At 71.4% G+C, this 23,791-nt stretch carries 18 protein-coding genes; 8 read left to right on the forward strand and 10 right to left on the reverse strand.

From position 1 onward, the window contains the following. Positions 1-160 precede the first annotated feature (160 nt). On the reverse strand, positions 161-850 hold the full coding sequence (locus tag ABRP24_RS06635; protein ID WP_027464846.1) for a metal-dependent transcriptional regulator: 690 nt from the start codon (positions 848-850) through the stop codon (positions 161-163). 37 nt (positions 851-887) lie between these two features. On the opposite strand from ABRP24_RS06635, the gene ABRP24_RS06640 reads away from it, so the two are divergent. Continuing rightward, positions 888-1,778 (forward strand): CPBP family intramembrane glutamic endopeptidase, encoded by an 891-nt coding sequence (locus ABRP24_RS06640; protein ID WP_349847148.1) that lies wholly within the window; start codon positions 888-890, stop codon positions 1,776-1,778. Positions 1,779-2,002: 224 nt separating this feature from the next. On the opposite strand, the gene ABRP24_RS06645 is transcribed toward ABRP24_RS06640, so the two are convergent. The 4 genes from ABRP24_RS06645 to ABRP24_RS06660 all read right to left on the reverse strand — a co-directional run bounded on the left by ABRP24_RS06645 (position 2,003) and on the right by ABRP24_RS06660 (position 7,534). Continuing rightward, complete coding sequence (locus ABRP24_RS06645) at positions 2,003-3,922, reverse strand: alkaline phosphatase family protein (protein WP_349847790.1); 1,920 nt, start codon at positions 3,920-3,922, stop codon at positions 2,003-2,005. Between the two features lie 109 nt (positions 3,923-4,031). Then, entirely contained in the window at positions 4,032-5,360 is a 1,329-nt protein-coding gene (efeB, locus tag ABRP24_RS06650) for an iron uptake transporter deferrochelatase/peroxidase subunit (RefSeq protein WP_349847146.1), read from the reverse strand. Further along, positions 5,357-6,550 carry an EfeM/EfeO family lipoprotein gene (locus ABRP24_RS06655; protein WP_349847144.1) on the reverse strand — a complete coding sequence of 398 codons (1,194 nt, stop codon included), beginning with the start codon at positions 6,548-6,550 and terminating at the stop codon, positions 5,357-5,359. Before ABRP24_RS06655 ends, efeB begins: the two co-directional genes overlap by 4 nt. A gap of 186 nt (positions 6,551-6,736) precedes the next feature. Next, positions 6,737-7,534: an HAD-IIA family hydrolase gene (locus tag ABRP24_RS06660; RefSeq protein ID WP_017886329.1), complete on the reverse strand. Its 798-nt coding sequence runs from the start codon at positions 7,532-7,534 to the stop codon at positions 6,737-6,739. Positions 7,535-7,714: 180 nt separating this feature from the next. On the opposite strand from ABRP24_RS06660, the gene ABRP24_RS06665 reads away from it, so the two are divergent. The 3 genes from ABRP24_RS06665 to ABRP24_RS06675 all read left to right on the forward strand — a co-directional run bounded on the left by ABRP24_RS06665 (position 7,715) and on the right by ABRP24_RS06675 (position 12,725). Continuing rightward, on the forward strand, positions 7,715-11,176 hold the full coding sequence (locus ABRP24_RS06665) for an SdrD B-like domain-containing protein (protein WP_349847142.1): 3,462 nt from the start codon (positions 7,715-7,717) through the stop codon (positions 11,174-11,176). A 181-nt stretch (positions 11,177-11,357) separates the two neighbouring features. After that, entirely contained in the window at positions 11,358-12,056 is a 699-nt protein-coding gene (locus tag ABRP24_RS06670; protein ID WP_214527494.1) for a TetR/AcrR family transcriptional regulator C-terminal domain-containing protein, read from the forward strand. A gap of 21 nt (positions 12,057-12,077) precedes the next feature. Continuing rightward, on the forward strand, positions 12,078-12,725 hold the full coding sequence (locus ABRP24_RS06675) for a TrmH family RNA methyltransferase (protein WP_349847139.1): 648 nt from the start codon (positions 12,078-12,080) through the stop codon (positions 12,723-12,725). A gap of 94 nt (positions 12,726-12,819) precedes the next feature. Here ABRP24_RS06675 and ABRP24_RS06680 read toward each other — a convergent pair whose 3' ends face one another. Next, on the reverse strand, positions 12,820-13,809 hold the full coding sequence (locus ABRP24_RS06680; protein ID WP_027464994.1) for a LacI family DNA-binding transcriptional regulator: 990 nt from the start codon (positions 13,807-13,809) through the stop codon (positions 12,820-12,822). 250 nt (positions 13,810-14,059) lie between these two features. Between ABRP24_RS06680 and ABRP24_RS06685 the strand changes: the two genes are divergently transcribed. Next, positions 14,060-14,956 (forward strand): endonuclease domain-containing protein, encoded by an 897-nt coding sequence (locus ABRP24_RS06685; protein ID WP_301602765.1) that lies wholly within the window; start codon positions 14,060-14,062, stop codon positions 14,954-14,956. Positions 14,957-14,966: 10 nt separating this feature from the next. Continuing rightward, positions 14,967-15,770: an NAD(P)-dependent oxidoreductase gene (locus ABRP24_RS06690; RefSeq protein ID WP_349847136.1), complete on the forward strand. Its 804-nt coding sequence runs from the start codon at positions 14,967-14,969 to the stop codon at positions 15,768-15,770. Positions 15,771-15,864: 94 nt separating this feature from the next. On the opposite strand, the gene ABRP24_RS06695 is transcribed toward ABRP24_RS06690, so the two are convergent. From ABRP24_RS06695 to ABRP24_RS06705, 3 genes are read right to left on the reverse strand one after another with little or no spacing between them, the layout of a single operon-like run. Then, positions 15,865-17,946, reverse strand: a complete 2,082-nt coding sequence (locus ABRP24_RS06695; protein ID WP_349847134.1) for a YhgE/Pip domain-containing protein — start codon at positions 17,944-17,946, stop codon at positions 15,865-15,867. Next, positions 17,943-18,713 (reverse strand): hypothetical protein, encoded by a 771-nt coding sequence (locus ABRP24_RS06700; protein WP_349847132.1) that lies wholly within the window; start codon positions 18,711-18,713, stop codon positions 17,943-17,945. The genes ABRP24_RS06695 and ABRP24_RS06700 overlap by 4 nt, the downstream gene beginning before the upstream one ends. Next, a complete protein-coding gene (locus ABRP24_RS06705) occupies positions 18,710-19,360 on the reverse strand; it encodes a TetR/AcrR family transcriptional regulator (RefSeq protein ID WP_232750375.1) in 651 nt (216 codons plus the stop codon). The genes ABRP24_RS06700 and ABRP24_RS06705 overlap by 4 nt, the downstream gene beginning before the upstream one ends. A gap of 307 nt (positions 19,361-19,667) precedes the next feature. Here ABRP24_RS06705 and ABRP24_RS06710 point away from each other — a divergent pair, with 307 nt between their 5' ends. Beyond that, positions 19,668-23,162 carry a S8 family serine peptidase gene (locus ABRP24_RS06710; RefSeq protein WP_146247887.1) on the forward strand — a complete coding sequence of 1,165 codons (3,495 nt, stop codon included), beginning with the start codon at positions 19,668-19,670 and terminating at the stop codon, positions 23,160-23,162. A 143-nt stretch (positions 23,163-23,305) separates the two neighbouring features. After that, positions 23,306-23,470 (forward strand): hypothetical protein, encoded by a 165-nt coding sequence (locus ABRP24_RS06715; RefSeq protein ID WP_155896763.1) that lies wholly within the window; start codon positions 23,306-23,308, stop codon positions 23,468-23,470. Positions 23,471-23,574: 104 nt separating this feature from the next. On the opposite strand, the gene ABRP24_RS06720 is transcribed toward ABRP24_RS06715, so the two are convergent. Further along, on the reverse strand, positions 23,575-23,748 hold the full coding sequence (locus ABRP24_RS06720; RefSeq protein WP_071248465.1) for an antitoxin: 174 nt from the start codon (positions 23,746-23,748) through the stop codon (positions 23,575-23,577). Positions 23,749-23,791: the final 43 nt, after the last annotated feature.

Raw genomic sequence — 23,791 nt, forward strand, 5'->3', positions numbered from 1 at the left:
CGCGGTGCGGTCACGACACCCCGTGGGCGGGGCGCCGGGTGGTAGCGAACCGTTGCCTGCGGGGCTCCCGGGCGACGGAGCGTGACCAGTCGGCGGACGTGAGCGGGGTGTCGTGACCGGCCAGCCCGCGCACGCCAGCCGGCCAGCCCGCGCAGCGGGGTCAGTCGCCGTCGGGCGCGAGCCAGATGGACGACGCCGCCGCGGCAGGAAGGTCGACCAGGGACTCTGAGCCGTCAGTCGCCCGCCGCGACACCGCGATGACGCCGGCGTAGTCCCGCACCCGCTCGACGCGCAGGTGCGTGCCCAGCCCCACCCCGAGCTCGTCGAAGTACCGCAGGAGCGAGGGGTCGTCGTCCGAGACGCGGTCGACGGTGCCGCACGCTCCCGGCTCGATCGCACCGAGGAGGGTGCCGGGGGAGTCCGGCACGATGCCGTCCGCACCGGGGATCGGGTCGCCGTGGGGGTCGTGCGTCGGGTGGCCGAGGTCGGCGTCCACCCGGTCGAGGAACTGCTCCGACACGGCGTGCTCCAGAGCCTCGGCCTCGGTGTGGACCTCGTCCCACGAGTAACCGAGCCGCTCCACCAGGAACGTCTCGATCAGCCGGTGCCGCCGGACCATCGCCACCGCGACCTGCTGCCCGAGCGGGGTGAGCACGACGCCGTAGTACGGGGTGTGCTCGATCAGGCCGTCGCGGTCGAGCTTCTTGAGGTTGCCCGACACCGTCGACGCCGACACCTTCAGGGACGCCGCGATGTCGCGCGTCGCCAAGCCGGGTCCGCCGCGCTCGCTGGCCTTCCAGATGAGCTTGACGTAGTCCTCTGCCATGGTGGACAGGGAGGGCAGGCGCATACCGCCAATCGTACGTCCCGCCTGGTACAACCAGCAGATGACCACCACCGCCCCCGTCCGAGCCCCTCACCGTCGCTGGCCGGTGCCCCCGTCGCTGCTGCTCGGGCTCGCGCCGATCGTGGTGTTCGCGGCGATCAGCGCCTGGCGGTCACGGCCGAGCGACGACTACGCGACCCTCGGCCAGACGGTCGACAGCGTCGTGCACGCCCTCGTCGTCCCCGAGGGCATCGCCGTCGCGGCACTCGCCCTGTTCGTCACGGCGCTCGGCTGGTGGCGGATCGCCACGGTCGACCCGCTCCGGACGCGACTGCGGTGGACGATGGTGGCGCCGATCCTCGTGCTCGTGGTGTGCGTCGTCCGGCTGCCCCTGATCGACTGGACCGCGCTGCCCGCGCACTACTTCCTGCTGCTCGCCGTCGGGGTGCTGTTCGTCGGGGTCTTCGAGGAGCTGATGGCCCGCGGCACCCTGCTCGTGGGGCTGCGGCGGCGCCTGCCGGAGACGGGGGTGTGGGCCCTGTCGTGCGCGCTGTTCGGGCTGCTGCACCTGCTCAACGCGCTCGCCGGTGCCGGCATCGGGCCGACGCTGGTCCAGGTCGTGTTCGCGGCGTCGTTCGGGTCGACGCTGTACGTCGCGCGTCGGCTGACCGGGTCGCTGCTCGCCCCGGTGCTGCTGCACGCCTTCTGGGACTTCGGGTCGATCGGGTTCACGGCGACCACGGACCCGGGCGACTTCGGGAAGCTGACCCTGCTCGGCCTGATCGGGCTGTTCTCGTTCGGGGTGCTCGCGTTCGGCATCGTGGCCGGCGGGATCATCGCCTGGTACGACGACCGGCCCCGTCGGCTCGCGAAGCGGTGGCGGACGGTGCCGCCGATGGCGGCGGTCGTGGTGCCGGGAGGCGAGCCGCGCCTCCAGGTCGACGTGGTCTGAGGGAACGGATCCGACGCGCGGCGCGACGACGGACGCGGCGACGACGGACGCGGCACCGACGGGCGCTGGGCGACCGCGCGTGGACGCGACGGTGCCCCGGAGCGCAGGACGCTCCGGGGCACCGTTCGGTTCCGTGTCGGTCGGCCCGACGCTCCGTGTCGGTCGGTCCGACGCTCTGTGTTGGTGGGTCCGACGCTGCGTGTCGGTCGGTCCGACGCTCCGTGTCAGTCGGCCCGACGGCGGAGCTGTCGACGACGGATGACGACCAGTGCGACGCCGGCCATCAGGAACACGATCGCGGCGATCGTGACCCCGGTGAGCTGCACGCCGGTGAAGGCCAGACGCTTCGCGGACGGATCGGTCGCGGACGGGTCGGCGGCAACGGTCTGCCCCGCGCCCGCGGCTCCGGCCGAGGCGCTCGAGGCCGGCGCCACCCCGCCACCCGTGCCGCTGCCGGTACCCGCACCCGAACCCGTACCGGCCCCGCGCCCGGATCCCGCGCTCGAGCCCGTCCCGCCGCCGGTCCCCGCGTGCGGCTTCGCCGTGGGCTTCGGGGTCGGCTTCGGGGTGACGGCCGTCGACACGATCCGCGAGACCGCACCCGTCGTCGTGTTCAGCAGCACCTCGCGGTGCTGCGGGTGCGTGAAGTCGAACATGCCGCGGAGGGACCCCGCCCGAGCGTCGAACGACTGGTCACCGATCCGGCCCGTCGACCAGTTGTCCTCGATGAACTTCGTGGTCGAGGTCTGCTCGATGGCGGTGTGGTCGACGTGGTTCTGCTTGGCGAACGGCGAGATGACCAGGTACGGCAGCCGCTGCGAGGGGCCGCACCGGTCGAGGTACCCGCCGGCGACACCCACCTTGGTCGCAGCCGAGGTGCAGACCGTGGTGTCGTTCGAGGAGTCCGTCGAGCCGTTCAGGATGGTGGGCGCGACGTGGTCGTACCAGCCGTCCGAGTCGTCGTAGTTGATGATGATGGCCGTGCTCGACCACTCCGGCGACCGCTCGATCTCGTTGATCTTCGACGTCAGGAACTTCTGCTCGTCGAGCGGGTCGGAGTAGGCGGCGTGCCCGTCCTGGGCTTCGGGGGCCTTGAGGAACGACACGGCGGGCATCCGGTGCTCGGCGAGGGCCGTGTCGAACGAGGACAGGTCGTACTGGTGGTTCGCCCGGTCGGTGGAGCCGATCATGCGGTCGCTCGTCGGCGCGAGGTGGTGCGGGTTCGACGTCGACGCGTAGTACGCGAACGGGTTGTGGTGCGGCGAGTAGTCGTTGCTGACCGACCCGCCCACGTTCGTCGTGGTGGCGTCGCACTTGGCGAGGGTGCCGGTGCCCGCGTACGCCGTCGTCGGGGTGAAGCCACCCTGGAACCAGCCCCAGGTGACGGCCTTCGCGTTGAGCAGGTCGCCGATGTTCTTGCCCGACATCTTCACCAGGTTCGACGTCGACGTGCGGTCCTTGTCGGAGCAGTCGTCGTAGGCGGGGTCCGGGTCGGCCGTGACGGTGCCCTGGCCCGCGGCGTCCTTCGCGACGACGGAGGTCGAGGTCGGCACCGTGGCGCCGGTGACCGAGTCCACGCCCGTGCCGCCGTGGGTGTTGCCGCTGATCAGGTTGAGCGCTCCGGGGGTGGAGGGGCCGAAGCCGGTGTCCCAGGCGTTGTCGCTCATCGCGTAGTTCTGGGCGTAGTTCCACAGCCCGGTGGTCGTGTTGCCGTCGTAGTAGTCCATCGTCAGGCCCGGCGATCCGTACAGGCCCGTGCAGGTGTCCACCGAGGTGCTCTCGACGAACTTGTCCATGGCGCCACCGGCGACGGCCTTCTGCTCGGGAAGGTAGTTGTGGTTCTGGTCACAGGTGAGCGCCTGAGCGGGCGTCAACCGTGACGGTGCGTAGGCGTTCGGGTTCTTCGTGAGGGTGCCGGAGGACGCGAGCGTGTTCACCGTCGGCGTGCCACGCACCGCGGTGAAACGGGTGCCGTCGGTGTTCGCGGCCTTCGGGTAGGTGCCGAAGTAGTGGTCGAACGACACGTTCTCGTCGTACATCACGACGACGTGCTTGACGGGGGTGGTGGTCCGCAGGGAGTTGTCCGCGGCTGACGCCGACTGCGGGATGGCGATGGCCGTCCCTGCGACGGCCGCCAGGGCCATGATGGCGAGCGCGCCCTGTTGGATGCGTCGTTCGGAAGGTCGGAACACGAGGAACCTCTCACTGGTCGGGACGGCGGGGATGGGGAAGCAGTGGGGCCGGCGGGCCCGGTCAGGTGCGTGCGAACAGTCGACGGCCCAGCCAGTCGTCCGCGTGGCGGACCCCGGGCAGGGCGAAGAAGTAGCCGCCACCGACCGGCGACACGTAGTCGACGAGGGGCTCGTCGACCAGGCGCTTCTGCACGGCGACGAACTGCCGTTCCAGGTCGGCCTGGAAACAGGCGAACAACAGGCCCATGTCGAGGTCGCCGTTCGTGTCGGTGCCGTTGTCGTAGTTGTACGGGCGTCGGAGCATCTGCTGCGCACGGGCTTCGGCCGTGCGCGGGTTCGCCAACCGGATGTGCGCGTCCATCTGGATCACGTCACCGGTCGGGTCGTCCTGGTACCGCGGGTCGTCGAACTCGCCGCTGCGGGTGAGCGGGGCGCCGGAGTCGCGATGGCGGCCGATCATGTTCTCCTGCTCGTGCAGCGAGACGCGGTCCCAGAACTCGACGAACATCCGGATGGTCCGCACGACGTGGTAGCTGCCCCCGGTGACCCAGTCGGGTTCGCCGTCCTGTCCGCCGCGGGTCCAGACCAGGTCGTCCATCACGCTTCGGTCGGCGGTGGAGGGGTTGCCCGTGCCGTCCTTGAACCCGAGCAGGTTGCGCGGGGTGCCGGAGGGGCGCGGCGGCGAGGCGAAACCGTCCTGCCGCCAGCGCACCTGCATGCCGCCGCGGGTGGCCCGGGCGATGTCGCGGACGGCGTGCAGGACGGTGTCGGTGTTGTGCGCGCACACCTGGAGCAGCAGGTCGCCGTCCGAGACCGACCGGTCGAGGTCGTCGTTCGGGAAGTCCTCCATCGTCCGCAACCGCGCCGGGCGCTGCCCCGCCAGACCGTACCGGTGGTCGAACAGCGAGGCACCCACGCTCGCCGTCACGGTGAGCCCGTCGGCCGCGACCTCCGGTCCGAGCACACCGGAGTCGGCCGGCGGCGCGGTGATCCCGACGTCGGCGGGCGTGCCGCCGCGGGTGAGGAAACGGGCCCGCTCGGTGATCGTCCGGAGCAGGCCGGCCAGGTCCCCGCGGCTGGCCGCGGTCACGTCGAACGCCAGGAACGCCGACTGTCGCTGCGCCGGTGTGGTGATCCCGGCCTGGTGGGCGCCGTGGAACGCGTACGAGGCCGCGTTGGCACCGCCGGTGGTCGCGGCTGCTGCCTGGAGGCCCGCCCCGTTCCCGGCGGTCAGGCTCGCTGCCGCCGCAGCGGCTCCGGCACCGGCCCCGACCGCGCTGGTCAGGAACGCGCGACGGCCGACCCCGCGGGCTCCCGTGGTCGACGGGTCCCGGTCGTCCTGCTGGACCCCGGGGTCCCGCGGGCCCTGGCGCTGCCGTCGTTCGGTCACGAGGTCCTCCTCGGGTCGCAGATGGCGGCGACGGGGGCGAGCCGCTCGAGTGCGGCGTCGAGGTCGGCGTCGAGGTGCTCGCGGTCGGTCCGGCCGAGGCCGTCGAGGGTGTCCCAGCTGCCGTCGGTCCGTCGGTGCGATGCGACGTCGGCGCGGAGGGTCGCCAGCGCACGATCGGTGGCCGGCAACCCCGGGTAGCGGGTCCGCAGGATCGGCCGGAGCGGCTCGAGCGCGTGTTCCGTCCCGCTGAGGTTCGCGTCGATCGTGGCCAGAGCCGTGTGGCTGCCGGCGTCGGTGGCCCCGGTCGCCTCGAAGCGCAGCGCGTTCTCGAGGATCTCGTGCGCGCGCAGGCCGACGTCGAGCGGGTCGACCCGCTGGGTGGGGAACGTCCGGCGCAGCTGCGCGACCGCGGCGACCAGGGCGTCGGCCGGCGCGACGGCACGGCTGCTGGGGCCGCCCGACCACAGCAGCGCCTCGACACGGTGGAACCCGGCCAGGTGCGGGTCGTCGAGCGCGGTCCGTCCGGCTGCGGGGACGCCGTCGATCGTGGTGTCGGCGTCGCCGAACGCCCCGTAGGCGGCTCCGAGCTGCTCGTACTCGCGGTGACCGACCAGCCAGTCCCGCTGCGCCGTCCGGACGTCGCCCGCACGGACGTCGGCGTCGAGCGCACGCACGTCGTCGAGCAGTGCCGGCAGTCGGCTCTCGATCCAGGTGCCGTAGGACTTCGCGGCGGGGATCAGGTCGTCGCGCGTGACCGGGACGATCCCCGGGGTTTCGTCGCTGACGCGGGCGGCACCGCGCAGGTGGACGACCGGTCCGGTGCTCGGGTTCGCGTCGGCGGGCAGGCAGCGGAACCGGTACTGGCCGCGCGGGAGTCGGACGCCGTAGTCGTGGGTCGCGCCCGCGCCCAGCCCCTCCGCGTCGAGGTAGACCGCACTGCTCGTGGGGTCGACCAGTTGCACCTCGATCCCGGCGACGGACGTGTTGTGGATCCGGAACGTCTGCGGGCCGGCGAGGGCGCGGTCCGGACTCGCCGGCCACCCCGAACCGCAGGCGTCGGTGCCGGCCTGCACCGAGACCGCCGACGTCTGCGGCGCCGACGAGGGGACCAGGTGCGGCGCGACGATCGCGGTCCCCACGAGCGCTCCGAGCGCGCCGACGACCACTGCCGTCGTGGCACGAACCGACATCGGCACCGATGACCCCATCCTGTAGCGATTCACAGAAAACCCTGATCAGACCCGCTTTGGGCTCCAATCAGGGCAACCTTAGGATCGCTCCCGGGGTAGTTTTCCCGTCGTTCACCGGGGAACGGTTCTGTTCACCCGATCGTCATCAGGGCGGTCGGCAGCAACCGACCCGCCGTCGGGCTCGCGCTAGAGCTCGACCTCGAAGGGCTCGGTGCGCACGAGCTCGTGCACGCCGGAGATGACCTCGCTCGGGCGGAACGGGTACCGGTCGATCTCCGCCTGGTCGCTGATGCCTGTCATCACGAGCACGGTGTGCAGCCCTGCCTCGATGCCGGCCTGCACGTCGGTGTCCATGCGGTCGCCGATCATGCCGGTGTTCTCGGAGTGCGCCCCGATCCGGTTCATCGCGGAGCGGAACATCATCGGGTTCGGCTTGCCCACCACGTAGGGCTGCTTGCCAGTGGCCTTCTCGATCATCGCCGCGATCGCGCCGGTCGCCGGCAGGACCCCCTCGGCGCTCGGGCCGGTGGCGTCGGGGTTCGTCACGATGAACCTGGCGCCGTCGCGGATGAGCCGGACGGCCTTGGTGATCGCCTCGAACGAGTAGTTGCGGGTCTCGCCGACGACGACGTAGTCGGGAGCGGTCTCGGTCATGATGAACCCGGCCTCGTGCAGGGCGGTCGTCATGCCGGCCTCGCCGATGACGAACGCCGAGCCGCCGGGCATCTGCGACTTGCAGAAGTCGGCGGTCGCGAGCGCACTCGTCCAGATCCGCTCCTCGGGCACGTGCAGCCCCGAGCCCCGGAGCCGGGCGCTGAGGTCCCGCGGCGTGAAGATCGAGTTGTTCGTCAGCACGAGGAACTCGGTGCCGTCGTCGAGCCACTGCTGGATGAGTTCCGGGGCGCCGGGGAGCGCCTGGTTCTCGTGGACGAGCACGCCGTCCATGTCGGTCAGCCAGCACTCGACGTCGTCTCGGGTCGCCATGGGCCTCACCTTACTGCGCGGATCATCGCGCCCATCGTCCTGATGCTCGGCAATCACCATCCGCGATATGCGGAACATGAATAAGTGTTGTGACATCCAATGTATGACTACGCTGCCGGTCGGGGCGGTCCTCGTCCCCACGATCTGCGGGACATCACTCTCGCGAGAACAAGGAGACCCATGCGATCTCGAAGTAGAGCGCGCATCGCCGTGTCGTCGCTGGCCACCGCTGGCGTCGTCCTCGGTCTTGCCCTGCCGACCGCCCCGGCGGTGGCGAACGAGCCGGAGGCACCTGGCGCCACCGCATCCGCCGCGACGCAGAGCACGGTCGCCGTCGCGATCGACGTCACGGAGGACGGCAACGGCCCCTTCACCCCGACGGACGGCGCTGGTGGCGACGCGAGCGAGAAGAACGGCATCGTCCGCACGATGGACGCGGTCACGTACCGCGTCTCCCTCAACTCGAACGACGGCACCAGCACGAACGAACGCTTCAGCGTGACCGCTCCCGCCGGCACGTCGTGGGCGGGGGTCCCGACCATCTGTGACGGTCCGGGTTCGACGATCTCGGGGGGCGTGCTGACCTGCAACATCGGCACGCTCGGAGAGGGCAGGGCGGTCTTCGTGCCGATCGTCCTCGACGTCTCGGGTGACCTGCAGAACGGCGACACGATCGCCGTCCAGGTGACCGCGACGGCGGACGAGGCCGAGAACGGCCCCGTCGAGGCCACCGCCGAACCCATCACCGTCTCCGCGGCCGCCCGCTACAACCTCAGCAAGAACGTCCACGGCTCGCTGCTCCGAACCGGGGTCACCGGCCCTGACGGACGGACCGAGGGGCTGCAGTTGATCTACCCGATCGCCGTGGACTGGCAGCCGCTCGTGCCCGGACAGGGGCTCCTCGGGTTCGAGAAGAGCGTCGGCCCGATGACGTTCACGGACGACCTCTCCGAGATCCTCGGCGACGTGCCCTCCGATGCCGTGCTGTGGAACGGCGGCAACCCGGTCTGCGGCCCGAACGCCAGCAACGACTGGCGCATGAGCGGCCTCCCCGGAGGCAAGGGCGGCGGGGACGCAGCCGTCACCGACTCCGGAACGTTCAGCTGCACCCAGACCGCTCCAGGGCAGGACGTCGATGTCGCGATCACCGACACGGTCACCGACCCGACGCGTATCCCCTCGAAGAACCTCTCCGGCGGCCCGATCACGGGTGGCGTCAAGTCGTACTTCGTCAGCGGGTACATCAGCCTGTGGATGCCCAACCCCCCGGTCGCCACTTCGGTCGAGTCGATCAACACGTTCACCCCGCTCCAGACCACCTCGGTCAGCGGTGCGTCGAACTTCCCCGGCGGCAGCGAGCCCACCGGAGACAACTCCGCGAAGCGCAACGTCATCGAGTACGCACCCGGCGGAACGCAGAAGCAGTTCCACCGGGTCATCGACAACGGCAGGGTCGTCGAAGACGGATCCGCGAAGCAAGGCGACCCGTGGGCCACGCCCGGAACGCTGCTCCGAAGCGACGTCGGCGCCTGGAACGACGGCCTCTCCCCGTACGAGAACGTGATCCTCTGCGACACGTTCGACCGCGACACCCAGCGTGTCACCCGCGTCGGAGGCAGCAAGACCGCGGCATGGACCAGCGGGATCACCGACGCGAACGTGCAGTACGCCGCGTACGACATGACGTCTCCGGCAGCCGGCCAGAAGGCAACGTGCGACGACGGTGACGGCCCCTGGTACGACGAGCCGGAAGACGTCCCCGGCGGCCTCGACGCCGTCGGCGCGGTCCGCGCGACCGGCGACATCCGTGGCGGCGACACCGGCACGCTGTACAGCTACGTCACCACCGAGGACGCCGCCGACGGCACGCGGGTCTACGACTTCGGTCACACGTGGTTCGGTGACCGCTCAGAGCGCTGGGTGCACGACGTCTGGTCCGACGCGGACCTCGGTGCCGGTCCCCTGTCCGACAGTGTCATCCTCACCGAGAACCTCGCCCGGATCCAGAAGAAGGTCGTCGACCCCGGCCACGACGCGGCCGACACCCCCGACGAGACCACCTTCACCGTTGCCGGCGACACCGTCGACTACGCCCTGTACCCGTCGCTCACGAACGGCAACACCACGGGGAAGGAGACCTCCGTGACGGTTCGGGACGTGCTGCCGAACCACGTGACGTACGTCGCCGGCAGCGCCTCCGAGGTGCCGGAGATCGACACCACGAAGGACGACGACGGCAACGACGTCCAGCGTCTCACCTGGACGGCAGCGGTCCGGCCGAACCAGGCGATCGACCCGATCACGTACACCGCCGCGGTCTCGAAGCTCGCGCCGGCGGGGGCGATCACCAACACGACGGACATCGCGTCGCCGACGGACAAGTCGCCGCAGGCCTTCCGCAACGCCGAGCGCGCCGTCCAGGTCGTCGCAGCCGGCGGGGTCGGCGTCGAGAAGACCGCCGTCGAACCGGTCGTCGTCTCGGGGGACCACCTGGAGTGGGACCTCGGGTACACGAACCTCGACGCCACCCCGATCGACGGCCTGGACGTCATCGACGTCCTTCCGTACCGGGGGGACACCCGCAACTCCACCTTCCACGGCACGGTCGGACTCGCCGAGCCCATCGCGGTCGCCGAGGCAGCCGGTGAGCGCGTCCGCTACACGAGCCGCGACCCGCGCGACGTCGTGCTCGACGCCGCTGACCCGTCGAACCAGGGCGGTGGCGCCACCACCTGGTGCTCGGCGTCGGCGTTCGGCACCGGGGGGTGCCCGGCCGGGCTCGCGGACGTCACGGCGGCGCGCATCCTGCGGACGGCCCCCGTGGGCGTGGGTGAGACCGTGACGCACCGGGTCGTGGTCGCGACGGTTGGCCAGCGCGACGGTGACGCGTACACGAACCGGTTCGGCCTCCGCGCCTCGAACCTCGCGCTGCCGGTCCAGTCCAACCCGGCGACGGTCACGGTCGTCGCCGGTTCGATCGGCGACTTCGTGTGGTCCGACGAGAACGGCGACGGTCTGCAGGACGACGACGAAGCCGGCGTCGCGGACGTCTCGGTCCGCCTCACCGGCTCGGACGACCGCGGCGAAGCCGTGCGCCGGACCACCACCACGAACGGTGACGGCGAGTACACCTTCGACGACCTGCGCCCCGGCTCGTACAGCGTGCACTGGACGGCACCGGACGGTCGGGAGTTCACGAAGGAGCTCGTCGGCGACGACCGCGCGATCGACTCCGACGCCGACGCCTCCGGCGTGACCGCCCCCGTCGAACTCGCCGCGACCCGTTCCGACGAGGGCCAGCTCGAGCACATCGAACAGGACCGCACCGTCGACGCGGGGCTCCTGCCCGCAACGGAGACACCGACCGGACCGCCGGTGACGCCAGGTGGCCCGGGAGTGCCCGGCACGCCCGGACATCCCGGGAACGCCGGGAGCGCCGGGTCTTCGGGAACACCCGGCACCCGTGACGACGCGGAGGCGGCGGGAACCGGCGACGGATCCCGCGGCCCGGCACGCGGCGGACTGGCGTTCACCGGAGCCGATGGACTCGGACTGGCGGCGGTGACAGCGGTGCTGCTCCTGGCCCTGGGTGGCCTCCTCGCGGCGCGCAGACGTCGCACCCGCGGATCGAGCCAGCGCTGAGCAGTGGGGCCGCGGCGAGGCAGTCGCCGCGGCCCCACTGACGGTCCGCTCAGAAAGGGCCGGGAGGCCCGGAGCGGCTCTTGCGCGCTGCTGCCAGACCCGAGATGGTCGAGACACCGAACCGCGGTCGGCTTTTGCCCTACGCTTTTCGGGACACGTACCGAATCAAGGAGGCCCCCTCGTGCTCGTCGAACCCGGAACCCCGTCCACCGCGCCCCGACCCACCCCGGTGTCGGAGACGGAGCTCGAGGTGACGCCGCGACGACGCCGGGGCCGCCCCAACGTGCTGTCCCGCGAGCAGGTGATCGACGCCGCCACGACCATCGCGAACGAGGACGGCCTCGACCGCCTGTCCTTCCGGGCACTGGGCGTGCGGCTCGGCGTCGCCCCGATGACCGTGCACCGGACCATCGGCGGCCTCGACGACCTGCACGCCGAACTCGTCCGCCGCACCGTCGACGAGTTCACCGCGACCTTCGTCTGGCCGGACGAGTGGCACGCCGTCGTCCGCACCTTCGCCACGACGTTCCGCGACCTGATGCGCACCCACCCGCTCGTGCTGGAGTCGCACAGCCAGCGCGCCCCGCTCGCCTCGACCGAGTCCGACGCCGTCGTGGCGAAGGTCGTCGGTGCCCTGCAGGACGCCGGACTGCCGCCGGCCGAGGCGATGTACGCCTTCTTCGTCGTCTACGACTTCGTGGTCGGGCACGCCGGGGTGCAGGTCGGGCGCGGGGACTCCGAGGCCGGACGCCCCGAGCGGCACCGGCTGGTGGGCGAGATCCTCGGCGAGCACTCCTACGACGACCGGTTCGCGCTCGGCCTCGACATCCTGATCGCCGGCATCGAGTCGCGCATCGACCACCCGGACCACACCGCCTGACCTCGGCCGTACGCTGGTCGGGTGACCACAGCGCCCGAACCGTCGCACGAGCTGACGACCAACGGGGTGGGGCCGCACCCGGAACCCTGGCCCGACGACCCGCGGCTCGACCCCGAGCTGCTGGCCGCGGGGGACTCCCGGAACGTGCTCGACCGCTACCGGTACTGGTCGATGGACGCGATCGTCGCCGAGCTCGACACCCGCCGGCACGCGTTCGACGTGGCGATCGAGAACTGGCAGCACGACCTGAACATCGGGTCGATCGTGCGGAGCGCCAACGCCTTCCTGGCCGGCACCGTGCACATCATCGGACGACGCCGGTGGAACAAGCGCGGGGCGATGGTCACCGACCGGTACCAGCACGTCCGGTACCACCCCGACGTCGAGGCGTTCCTCGCCGCGATGGCCGAGGAACAGCGTCCCGTCGTCGCCATCGACAACACCCCCGGTGCCGGGCGCATCGAGACCGCGACGATCCCGGAGCGCTGCGTGTTCCTGTTCGGGCAGGAGGGCCCCGGGCTCACCGAGCACGCGGTCGCCGGTGCCGACGCACACCTGGAGATCACGCAGTTCGGGTCGACGCGGAGCATCAACGCGTCGGCCGCCGCGGCGATCGTCATGCACAGCTGGGTCGTCCAGCACGCGGAGTTGCCCGGCGCGACTTCGTGAGCAGAAAAGGTCGGGCACGGGCCCTGAACCCGACCATTTCTGCTCACGAAGCGGGCGGGGCGGAGGCAGGACGGGCCTCCCGGCCGGGGTGCCGTCAGCGCGCGGCGGTGGTGCGGCGCGCGACCAGACGGGGTTCGACGAGGAGTTCCGTGGCGGCGATCCGTGGATCGGCGATCCGGGCCAGCAGCCGCTCGCCGGCGCCGCGGCCGATCTCGACGCTGCGGTCGTCGATGCTCGTCAGGCCGACGTAGCGCATCGCGGCCACCGGGGTGTCGTCGTACCCGATGACGGAGACGTCCTCGGGGACGCGCAACCCGCGTTCGGCGAGTTCGGACAGGGCGCCGAGGGCCATCACGTCGTTCGCGGCGAAGACCGCGGTGACGTCCGGGTGCTCGTCGAGGAGCATGCCGAGGGCGCGGGAACCGGCCTCTTCGGTGGGTTCTCCCGGCAGCACCGTCGTGACGACGGACGCGCGTGCCGCCGCGGCCTGCGCGAACCCGGCCTGGCGTTCGGCCGAGGCCGCCGAGCTCGCACCGACGAACCCGAGGCGGGTGTGGCCGAGGTCGAGCAGGTGCTGCGCCGCGATGCCGCCACCGGCGTGGTCGTCGTTCGCCACGGTGTCGGCACGGGGGATCGCGACCCGGCCGCCGGCGATCACGAGCGGCATCGAGGCCGGGATCGCGAGGTCCGTGGTGGGCTCGCCAGCGATCACGATGCCCTCGACGCGCATCGAGAGGAAACCCTCCACCGGAGAGGCATCGAGCCCCGTGTTGAGGAACCGGTCGGCGACCACGAGCCGGTGTCCCTGGTCCTGCAGGCTCTCGCGCAGGCCGGTGAGCAGGTCCACGAACCACTGGTTGCGGAAGTCGTCGAGGACCACGCCGATCGTGCGGCTGCGCGTGCCGGCGAGGGAGACGGCCGCGGTGGACGGGCGGTAGTCGAGTTCCTGGATGGCCTTGAGCACGGCGGCCCGGCGCTGGTCGCTGACCCGGGGGGAGCGCTGCAGCACGAGGGAGACGAGGGACTTCGAGACCCCGGCGCGTGCGGCGACGTCGTAGATGGTCGCGGGCTTGCCGTCTCCCATGATGCGGTTCGACCTCCGTTGGCTCGTGCGTCGATCGTAGCGGTTGACGTGACATGGGCCGGGCGGGGTCGTGGTGGGGTCGCGGTTTCGCTTCGTGAGCAGAAATGGTCGGGTGCGGGGCGGCGACCCGACCATTTCTGCTCACGATCTGCGCGTGGCTGGTCCTCCACACGGGAGGCCCGGGGTGCGTTGTGCACAGAAGTCGCGTTCGGCGCGCGGGCGGTGGGCGCGGGGCGCGAACGTGGTGGTCATGCGAGCACGACCACTTCCGACACCGCTGCGCGGGCGCACGTTCGACGTCGGTGCCGCCGACCGCGCGGGCGTCTCCCGACAACGACTCCGACGGCGTGACCTGATCCGGCCGACCCGGTCGATCCGATGGGCACGTGACCGTCCACCCGACCCGGTCCACCGGATCCGGGCGTTCCGGCCGGTCCTGGTTCCCGGGCAGTTCATCAGTCACGTCTCGGCGGCGGTCCTCTGGCAGCTGCCGGTCCCGTTCGCCGACGACGGACCGGTGCACGTCACGAGTCCCGTGCCGATCGCACAACCGCGCCGCCGCGGGGTCGTCGGGCACCGCATCACACCGGACCGTGCCCGGGTGACGGAGCGGTGGGGGATGCCGACGAGCACGCCCGCGGCGCTGTGGGTGGACTGCGGTGCCGTGCTCTCGGTCGACCAGCTCGTCGTACTCGGGGACGCCATCGTCACGGAACGACGGTGCGGGACGACGATCGACGACCTCGCTGCCGCCGTCGCCCTGGCGGGCGCGCGATCGGGTGTCCGACGACTGCGCGTGGCGCTCGGGCTCGTGCGGGTGGGTGCCGGGTCGCCGCAGGAGACCAGAGCACGGCTGGCGATCGTCCGCGCGGGGCTGCCCGAGCCCGACCTGCAGGTCGACGTGCTCGACGAAGACGGTCGGTTCGTCGGCCGTGTCGACCTGGCCTACCCGGAGCAGCGCATCGTCATCGAGTACGAGGGTGACCACCACCGGACCGATGCCGAGCAGTGGGGCCGTGACCTCCGCCGCTACCGCGAGATGGAACGAGTCGGCTGGGCGGTCGTCCGCTGGACGAAGTCCGACCTCGACACCCCGGCGTTCGGCGCGGTCGCACACCTGAGGTCGCTGCTCGCGCGCCGGGGGTAGCGTCCGCGGCATGGCGACGCTGCTCATCACCGGAGCCGCGGGTCGGATCGGGAGCGCCCTGCGTCCTCGACTGCGGTCCGCGGGACACGACCTCGTGCTGCTCGACGAACAGCGGCCCCACGATCCGATCGTCGCCGGGGAACGGTTCATGCCCGGTTCGGTGAACGACCCGGCGGCGCTGGACGATGCGCTCGCCGGGGTCGACACCGTGGTGCACCTGGCGGGCATCCCGACCGAGGCTGCCTGGGACGACCTGATCGCGGCGAACCTGACCGGCACGAAGAACGTGCTCGAACGGGCGGCCGCCGCCGGGGTGCTCCGGGTGGTGCAGGCCAGCTCGATCCACGCGGTGGGGCTGGTGCCCGAACCCCTCGACCAGCCGGGGAGCGTGCCCGGCGACCGGCTGCCCCGTCCGGACACGTACTACGGCGTGACGAAGGCGGCGATGGAACTGCTCGGCAGCCTGTTCGCCGATCGGTACGAGATGTCGATCGTGTCCGCGCGGATCGGTGCGTTCGGGGCGCTGCCGCCGACGACCCGGGGGCTGCTCATGTGGACTTCGCCCGACGACCTGACGCGACTGGTGCTCGCGACCGTGGCGCTCCGCGATCCCGGGCACCACGTGGTCTGGGCCCTGTCGCGGAACACCGGGTCGCCGGCCGACCTGTCCGCCGGGGAGCGCATCGGGTTCCACCCCCTCGACGACGCCTCCGCTGTCCTCGACGCGGACGCCCGTGCTGCCCTGCCGACCGACGACCTGCGCACCCTCGGCGGTGGGATGGTGCACCAGCCGCTCGGCGAACGCACTTCGTGAGCAGAAGAGGTCGGGTGACCTGATGTCACCCGACCTCTTCTGCTCACGAAGCGTGCCGCGCCTGCGCCCGCGCCCGCCCCGCCCGTGCCCGGCGCTACCCGATCAGGCTCGGGCGCAGGTCGCGCAGCGTGCGGGAACGGGTCTGCCGCGCCGTGACCACGAAGGACACCAGGAGCGCCCCGAGCAGCCAGCAGAGCAGCACGCCCGCGTCGGACCACGCGGCGCCGAGGTTCCCGCCGTACATCGTCTGCCGGATCGCGTCGACCGAGTACGTCATCGGCAACGCGAAGTGCAGCGCCGCCAACGGCCCCGGCAGCGTCTGCCACGGGAACGTCCCGCCGGCGGTGACGAGCTGCACGAGCATGAGCACCAGGCCGAGGAACTGCCCGACCGATCCGAGCAGCACGTTGAGCGCCATGATGATCGCCGCGAAGGTCGCCGAGGCCAGCACCATGATGCCGATCGTGCCGCCGACGTGCACCACGTTCAGGTCGAGGGCGAAGCGCACGATGAAGAACAGCGCCACCATCTGCACCAGGCCGAGGAGCGCCGGGGTCAGCCAGCCGCCGAACACCACCGCGAGGGGCTTCCGCACCGCCGTGATCGCACGCTTGGAGATCGGCTTGAGGATGAGGAACAGCGCGTACATGCCGATCCAGGCGGCGAGCGAGATGAAGAACGGCGCGAGACCGGCACCGTAGTTCGACGCGGCGGCGACGTTGTCGTCCCCGACCTTGACCGGGTCGGAGATGACCGAGGCCTGCGACTCACGCTCCGAGGCGTTCGACGCCGGGATCTTCGTGCGGCCCTCGTCGAGCGACGACGCGAGCTTCGACGACCCGGTCGTGAGCTTGTCGAGCCCTGACGCGAGTGATGACGCGCCCTGGTCGGCGGTCTTCGCACCGGTCGCGAGCTGCGACGCACCGGATGACAGCGTTGGAGCGGCCGAGGCCAGCTTCGACGTGCCGTCCGCCACCTGGGCTGCCCCCGATGCGAGCGTGGATGCCCCGTTCGCCGCCGAGGAGATGCCGGACGCGAGCGTCGGCGCCGCGGAGGCGAGCGACGACGTGCCGGCCGCGACCTGTGCGGAGCCGTCACGGAGCTTGTCCACCGAGGACTTCGTTGTTTCGTAGGTGCTCTTCGCGGAGGCACCGGCGGTGTTGACCCGGGTGACGGCGTCGGTGACGGTCGACCGCAGGGCAGCCTGCTGTTCCTCGGTGAGCTCGACACCCTCGGGCAGGTTGTCGGTGATGCCCGAGATCACGGTCTCTGCGTCGAGGGGTCGGAGCGAATCGACGTCGGCGCTGTACGAGTCGACCGTGTCGGCGAGCTGCTTGTTGCCGGCCGCGACCTGCTGCGCCCCGCTGTTCAACTGCTGCGTCTGCGACGGCAGCGCAGCCGTCTGCTGCTGCGCGCTGGCCAGCCCGGACGCCAGGGTCGACGCCCCCGACGCCACCTGCTGCGCCCCGCTGTTCAGCTGCTGGGTCTGCGACGGCAGGTCGGCCGTGCCGGACGCGAGCTCCGCCGCACCGGACGACAGCTTGCCGGTGCCGTCGGCGAGCTGGTGCGCGCCCGAGTCCGCCTTGGCGGTTCCGGACGCGAGTTCATCGGCCCCGTCGACGGCGTCGCCGAGGCTGTCCCGCACGTCGGCGAGCCCGACGAGCAGGGTCTTCGCCGCCTGCTTGCCGACGCGCTCGGCGACGGCGGTGCGCATGGTCTTGCCCGCCTGCTCGGCGATGGTCGAGGCCAGGTACGAGTTCGTGTCGGCCGTCGTCATGACGAGCTTCGCCTGCGTCGGGTCGTCGGACTGCGCGGACACCAGGTGCTCGGAGAAGTCGTGCGGGATGGTGACGACGAAGTCGTAGGTGCCGTTCCGGACGCCGGAGCGGGCATCGGCGGCGCTCGTCTTCTCCCACTTGAAGTCGGCGCCGTCGATGGCCTCCTTCGTGACGTCCTTGCCGTAGTCGACGTGCTCGCCGTCCAGCGTGGCGCCGGCGTCGAGGTTCACGATCGCGGCGGGGATCTGGTCGAGCTTCGCGTAGGGGTCGCGGTTCGCCCACAGGTAGGCGCCGCCGTACAGCAGCGGCACGATCATCAGCGCGATGAACGCCAGGCGTGCGAGCGGGGTCGCGGTGAGCCGCGCGAGTTCTGCGCGGACGAGCGAGGTGGTGGTCACTTCTGTGCCTCCGTCGGGACGGTTGCGGATGCTTCGGTGACGGAAGGAGCGGCCGGGAGGCCCGGCTCGGTTCCGTCGGTTCGGGCCACGTCCTCGGGGTCCTCGGTCTGGGGCGTCACGTGCGTCGCGACGTCGTCTTGCGTCGCGACGTCGTCGTGCGTGTCGATCGTGTCGAGCAGGTGCTCGACGGTCGTGGCGGCGGCCTTCGAGGTCACGAGGACCACGGTCACGCCCCGTCGTGCGACGTCGCGGACCACCTGGAACCAGTCCTCGACGGCGCCGCCGTGCCGCTCGGGCGAGGTGATCACGATGCCGGTCACACCGTCGCGGAGCAGGGCGAGTTCGACGAGCAGTCGGATGCGCACGGCGGTCGGCACCCGCTGCACGGCGGTGTCGACGTAGTCCCGCAGTCCGAGCTCGTCGAGCACGGTGTCGACGTGCTCGCGGTTCGGGCGCTGCCCGGCGAACGCGAGCTCCTCGCGCACGATCTGCTTGAGGGTCATGACGGGGAAGGGCTCGGCGACCCCGGGGGTGTCGACCAGGGCGAACGCGCGCCGGACGGCTGCCGGGTCCTCGTGGCCGTCGAGCAGCAGGCGGCCGGTGTCGGGCTGCATGCGGCCACCGGCGACGAGTGACGCGAGCACGGGTGCCTGCTCGGTCTCGACGGCGAGGACCCCCGGGCGTCCGGGGGCGGCGACGGCGGAGACGACGGGCAGGGGCGCGCCGGGCTCCTCGCCGATGCTGACGTGGTCGAGTTCGAGCGTCATGCGTGGTCCTTCGGGGCGGGAGCGGGAGCAGCGGGTTCGGAGAGCAGCGCGGTGCGCCAGTCGATGCCGGCCATGCCCAGCGCCGACACCACCACCATGCGCCGTCCGTCCTCGTCGCTCGTGCCGGAACGGGTTGCCTCGTCGAGGACGGCGATGCACGCGCCCTCGACCAGACGGCCGAGGGTCTCGGGGTCGACGTCGTCCCGCATGGCGCCGTCGGCGATCCCGAGCGCGCACGCCTGGCGCACCTGCGAGCGCAACGGGGCGAACACCTCGGCGACGGGTTCGGCGAAGGGGCTGCGCACGGCGACCCGGGCCATCGAGCGGACGTGCGACACCTCGCTCCAGAGCGTCACGGCGATGGCGGCGAGGCGTGCGGCCGGCGGGAGCTCCTGCAGGTCCGAGGTGGTGGGCATGGCGGCGGCGATCCGGGCGGCGCCGGCGGTCACGACCTCGCGCACCAGGTCGTCGCGCGAGGGGAAGTGTCCGTACACCGCACGACGCGAGAGGCCGGCGGAGGCGGCGATCGTCTCGATCGAGGCATCCGGGTCCTGCTGCAGGCAGGTCTTCGCCGCGTCGAGGAGGGCTGCCCGGTTCTCCGTGGCGTCGCGGCGGGGCGCGCGGGAGGGCTGCTCGGTGGTGGTCACGCACCCCATCGTAATAACGTGCACACAGGTGTGCAACTTAACAGGTTCCGTCCCCCGGACGAGGGAAGTCCCCCAAAGAGCGGACTGTCCAGCCTGAGAACAAACGCATAGCTTCACAGGAATCTCATGCGAACCACGGACTGAGCCTGGAGTGCCCTCTTTGAACCGTGCAACACCGATTCCCGACCCGAACCCAACACCCCATCGCTTCACCCGCGTCCTGACCGCCGGCATCGCCGTCGCGGCCCTCGCGTGTGGCGGTCTCGCAGTCGGGGGCGCGGCCTCCGCAGCTCCGGCCGGGATCTCGGTGGCCGACCTCAAGCTCTCCGCCCCGCTCCGTGACGCCAAGCCGACGAAGACCGTCGCCGCGTTCGTGCGCACGACCGGCCAGGGGGCCCTCGAAGTGGACGCCAAGGCGAAGGGCGGGGACCTGACGAAGTCGCGGACCCAGTCCTCCGCAGCCAAGAACCGCGTCGAGGCGATCCAGTCGACCGTCGCCGCGGTGCGGTCGGCCGTCAAGCGCGCCGACGCCCAGGCGGCCGAGCTCTACTCGACCGAGTACACCGTCCCGGGAGTCGCGGTCGTCGCCGACGTCGACGCGTTCCGGCAGATCGCGGAGCGCTCCGACGTCGAGAGCATCATCCCGCTCACGCCGAAGAAGATCGTCGAGCCGACGGTCAACGAGAACGCCGACGCCGCTCCCTCGGGCGTCGACCCGAGCCTGGTGCGCCCCGGTGCCGACGGCGTCACGCCGAAGAACGCCGCGAGCGACGTCTACACGCGCTCGCTCGACGCCTGGCAGCAGACCGGCCACACCGGCAAGGACGTCAACGTCGCCGTCCTCGACACCGGTCTCGACTACACGCAGGCCGACTTCGGCGGCCCCGGCACCACCGAGGCGTACCAGCAGGCCCTGGCCAACGCGAGCGGCGGCGCCCCGGACCCCAGCCTGTACGACGCGTCGAAGTTCCTCGGCGGGTACGACTTCGCCGGTGCGACCTACAACGCCGACCCGACGGACCCGAACACCTACGACCCGGTGCCGGCTCCCGACGACAACCCGATCGACGGCAAGGGCGGCGACCACGGCACGCACGTGTCCGGCTCGATCGCCGGCTACGGCCTGACCGCCGACAAGCAGCGGTTCGACGGCGACTACACCAAGCTCACGACGCAGCAGGTGCAGGACATGTGGATCGGCCCGGGCACCGCGCCCGAGGCCGGCCTGTACGCCCTGAAGGTCTTCGGCGACAACGGCGGCTCGACCGACGTCACCGGTGCCGCGCTCGACTGGGTGGGCCAGGCGCTCACCCAGGGCAAGGACATCAACGTCCTGAACCTGTCGCTCGGCTCCGACTACGGCGCACCGGACGACCCCGACAACGCCAAGATCGACGCACTGACCGCTCGCGGCGTGCTCCCCGTGATCGCCTCGGGCAACGCCGACGACTTCACCGACATCGGTGGTTCGCCGGGCAACGCCGAGGGTGCGCTCACCGTCGCCGCGAGCGCCACCGGCCAGTCGCTCTACGACGGCGTCCAGGTCACCGCGCCGGCCGACGTCGCGAAGACCTACCGCTCGCAGTACTCGTCCAACTTCAAGGGCACCCTGCCCGTCGAGGGCGACGTCGTCGTCCCGACCACGAACATCGACGGCTGCGCAGCGTTCAGCCCCGCTGACGCCGCGGAGATCGCGGGCAAGGTCGTCTGGCTGAAGTGGACGGATGCCGCCCTCGAGTGCGGTTCCGCCGTGCGCTTCAACAACGTCGAGGCTGCCGGTGGCGTCGGTGTCCTGCTGGCGGGCACGCTCGACACGTTCGAATCCGGCATCGGTGGCAACGCGACCATCCCGGGTGCCGAGCTGACCGCGAAGAGCGTGGCGAGCCTCCAGGCCACCGCGAAGGCGGGGACCCTGCACGTGCGCTTCGCGGACGAGCTCAAGGGCTTCGAGGTCGCCATCGAGGCGGACGCCGTGAACACGCTCGCGTCGTTCACCAGCCGTGGCGTGCACGGGTCGTTCGCCGACATCGTCAAGCCGGACATCGCCGGCCCCGGGGTCAACGTGATCTCGGCGGCCAACGGCACCGGTGACGGCCGCATGTCGATGAGCGGCACCTCGATGGCCACGCCGGACGTCGCGGGCATCGCGGCGCTGACGTTCCAGTCGCACCCGACCTGGTCCGCCCCGCAGGTGAAGGCGGCGCTGATGAACACGGCGACGCACGACGTCAAGGACGGCGACGGCACTGCGACCCTGCTCCGCCAGGGCACCGGCCGCGTCGACGCGCTGCAGGCAGTCACGGCGGACACCACGGTCCGCAGCGTCGAGAACGGCCAGCTCGTCACCGCCTCGTTCGGTGTCGTCGAGGTCGCCGAGAAGACCACCGAGACCCGGTCCCTGCTCGTCGAGAACACCAGCTCGACCGCGCACACCTACGACGTGGCCTACCAGCCGCGGGTGTCCCAGCCGGGTGTGGCGTTCTCGCTCAGCACCAAGCGCGTCACGGTCCAGCCGGGCCGGGGTGCCGTCGTGGACCTGACGTTCACGATCGCCGACCCGACGGCCCTCCGCCGGGTCATCGACCCCACCCAGGAGTCGGTCCAGAAGGGGTACCAGCGCGAGTTCGTCGCGGCGGCCACCGGGCTCGTCACCTTCACCCCGACCGACACCACGACCGATCCGCTGCGGGTCGGCACGTACGTCGCGCCGAAGCCCGTGAGCGCCGTCCGCGGCGCGGGCATCACGTACACCGGCTCCCAGAAGACCGCCGACCTGCCGCTTCGCGGCCGGGTGGTCGACCAGGGGACGGCGACGACGGGGTACCACGCGGCGGTCGCGCCGTTCGTGCTCGGCGGGACGGACCCCCAGGAGACGTTCGCGGAGGGGTCGGCGTCGCAGTCGCTCCGGGCAGCGGACGTCCGGGCCTACGGGGCGAGCTTCGACAAGGCCTCCGGCACGCTGGCGTTCGGCATCCAGACCGCGGGACCCGACGCCAACCCCGGCGCCGTGACCAACGTCGAGGTGCTGATCGACACGGACCGCGACGGTGAGCCGGACTACCTGGTCTACGACGCGAAGTCGGCGACCATCGACGCCACCCTCGCCACGACGGTGGACCTCGCGACCGGCAAGACCGTCGACGCGCAGCCCCTCAACGGCGGTGCGCCCGGGCAGGACGTGAACACCTTCGACAGCACGGTGAAGGTGCTGACGGTGGATGCCGCGCTGATCGGTGCGACTTCGACGTTCACGTACTCGGTCCTGACCGAGTCGGCCTACGCTCCGGCCGCGGCCACGAGCGGTTCGTCGATCGTGGACGAGACCACCGCGGTGGCCTTCAACCCGGCGAAGCCGCCCCTGGCCTTCGCACAGGGCTCGTCGACGGGTGTCGTCTTCGCCGACCGGGGCTCGCTCCAGGTCACCCGGTCGCCCGGTGTCGCGAGTGCCCGGGTCCTGCTGCTCCACCTCGGCAACGCGGTCGGCAGCCAGGCACAGAGTGTCGCCGCGACCTGGGTGGCTCCGACCCTGCAGCTCCAGAAGGGCAGCGGGGTGTCGATCGCCGGCACGCCGAAGGTCGGGTCGAAGCTCAAGGCGGGCCACGGCAAGTGGGACGGCACGGGCGTCACCTACTCGTACCGGTGGCTGCGCGACGGCAAGGCCGTGACGAACGCCACGGGTTCGTCGTACACGCTCGGCTCCGCGGACGCGGGGCACCGGATCTCGGTGACGGTCGTCGCGAAGGCGACGGGCTACCAGGACGGCACGGCGACGTCGACGCCGACCGCGAAGGTGGCGCGCTGATCCGCCGTTCGACACGGTGACCAGGAGGTGCCGGGCCCGGATCGGGCTCGGCACCTCTTGTTCGTGCAGGAGTCACGTCTCGCCGGTGCGTGTACAGGACAGGTAGTTAGACAAACTAGTTACGTGGTGCCAGTGTTGCTCCCATGCAGAACACGCTGAACCAGCTTCGGTCCAACCCGGTCGAGTGGCGCCGTCGTGGACTCACTCCGCCGGACGTGATCCAGGCCATGATCGAGCAGCGCCTGGCCGAGCCCGGGCACTCCCAGCCCGTCGGTGACCCGTCGTACCAGGACTTCTTCCGGAGCTGATCCGGGGTCGGCCGGGTGATCCGGGACGCACCGACCGACAGACGGGAGGCGCGGTGCCAGCTGGCACCGCGCCTCCCGTCTGTCCGCCGGTGGCGTCTCGGACGTCACTTGCCGATCTTGCCGTCGGCCGCGTCCTCGGCCTTGCCGATCTGGTCGCCGTGCCCGCCGCCGGTCGCCTTGTCGGCCGCGTCACCCGCCTTGTCGAGGCCGGCGTCCGTGGCCTTCTCGCCCTTGTCGCTGTCGGCGAAGTCCTTCGCCTTGTCTCCGATGCCGCTCATGTCCTGCTCCTTCCCTGGTGGATCTGGACGGGTCCGACCGTGC

Origin of the sequence: Curtobacterium sp. WHRI 8282 (assembly GCF_040223925.2) — a bacterium.
Lineage (GTDB): Bacteria > Actinomycetota > Actinomycetes > Actinomycetales > Microbacteriaceae > Curtobacterium > Curtobacterium flaccumfaciens.

Excerpts from the sequence above, each read along its gene's own strand:
- ABRP24_RS06690 (WP_349847136.1), top strand. The coding sequence starts at position 14,967 with ATGGCGACGCTGCTCATCACCGGAGCCGCGGGTCGGATCGGGAGCGCC.
- ABRP24_RS06700 (WP_349847132.1), bottom strand. The coding sequence starts at position 18,713 with ATGACGCTCGAACTCGACCACGTCAGCATCGGCGAGGAGCCCGGCGCG.
- ABRP24_RS06685 (WP_301602765.1), top strand. The coding sequence starts at position 14,060 with ATGCGAGCACGACCACTTCCGACACCGCTGCGCGGGCGCACGTTCGAC.
- ABRP24_RS06720 (WP_071248465.1), bottom strand. The coding sequence starts at position 23,748 with ATGAGCGGCATCGGAGACAAGGCGAAGGACTTCGCCGACAGCGACAAG.
- ABRP24_RS06665 (WP_349847142.1), top strand. The coding sequence starts at position 7,715 with ATGCGATCTCGAAGTAGAGCGCGCATCGCCGTGTCGTCGCTGGCCACC.
- ABRP24_RS06680 (WP_027464994.1), bottom strand. The coding sequence starts at position 13,809 with ATGGGAGACGGCAAGCCCGCGACCATCTACGACGTCGCCGCACGCGCC.
- ABRP24_RS06640 (WP_349847148.1), top strand. The coding sequence starts at position 888 with ATGACCACCACCGCCCCCGTCCGAGCCCCTCACCGTCGCTGGCCGGTG.
- ABRP24_RS06655 (WP_349847144.1), bottom strand. The coding sequence starts at position 6,550 with ATGTCGGTTCGTGCCACGACGGCAGTGGTCGTCGGCGCGCTCGGAGCG.
- ABRP24_RS06645 (WP_349847790.1), bottom strand. The coding sequence starts at position 3,922 with ATGGCCCTGGCGGCCGTCGCAGGGACGGCCATCGCCATCCCGCAGTCG.
- ABRP24_RS06715 (WP_155896763.1), top strand. The coding sequence starts at position 23,306 with ATGCAGAACACGCTGAACCAGCTTCGGTCCAACCCGGTCGAGTGGCGC.
- ABRP24_RS06660 (WP_017886329.1), bottom strand. The coding sequence starts at position 7,534 with ATGGCGACCCGAGACGACGTCGAGTGCTGGCTGACCGACATGGACGGC.
- ABRP24_RS06635 (WP_027464846.1), bottom strand. The coding sequence starts at position 850 with ATGCGCCTGCCCTCCCTGTCCACCATGGCAGAGGACTACGTCAAGCTC.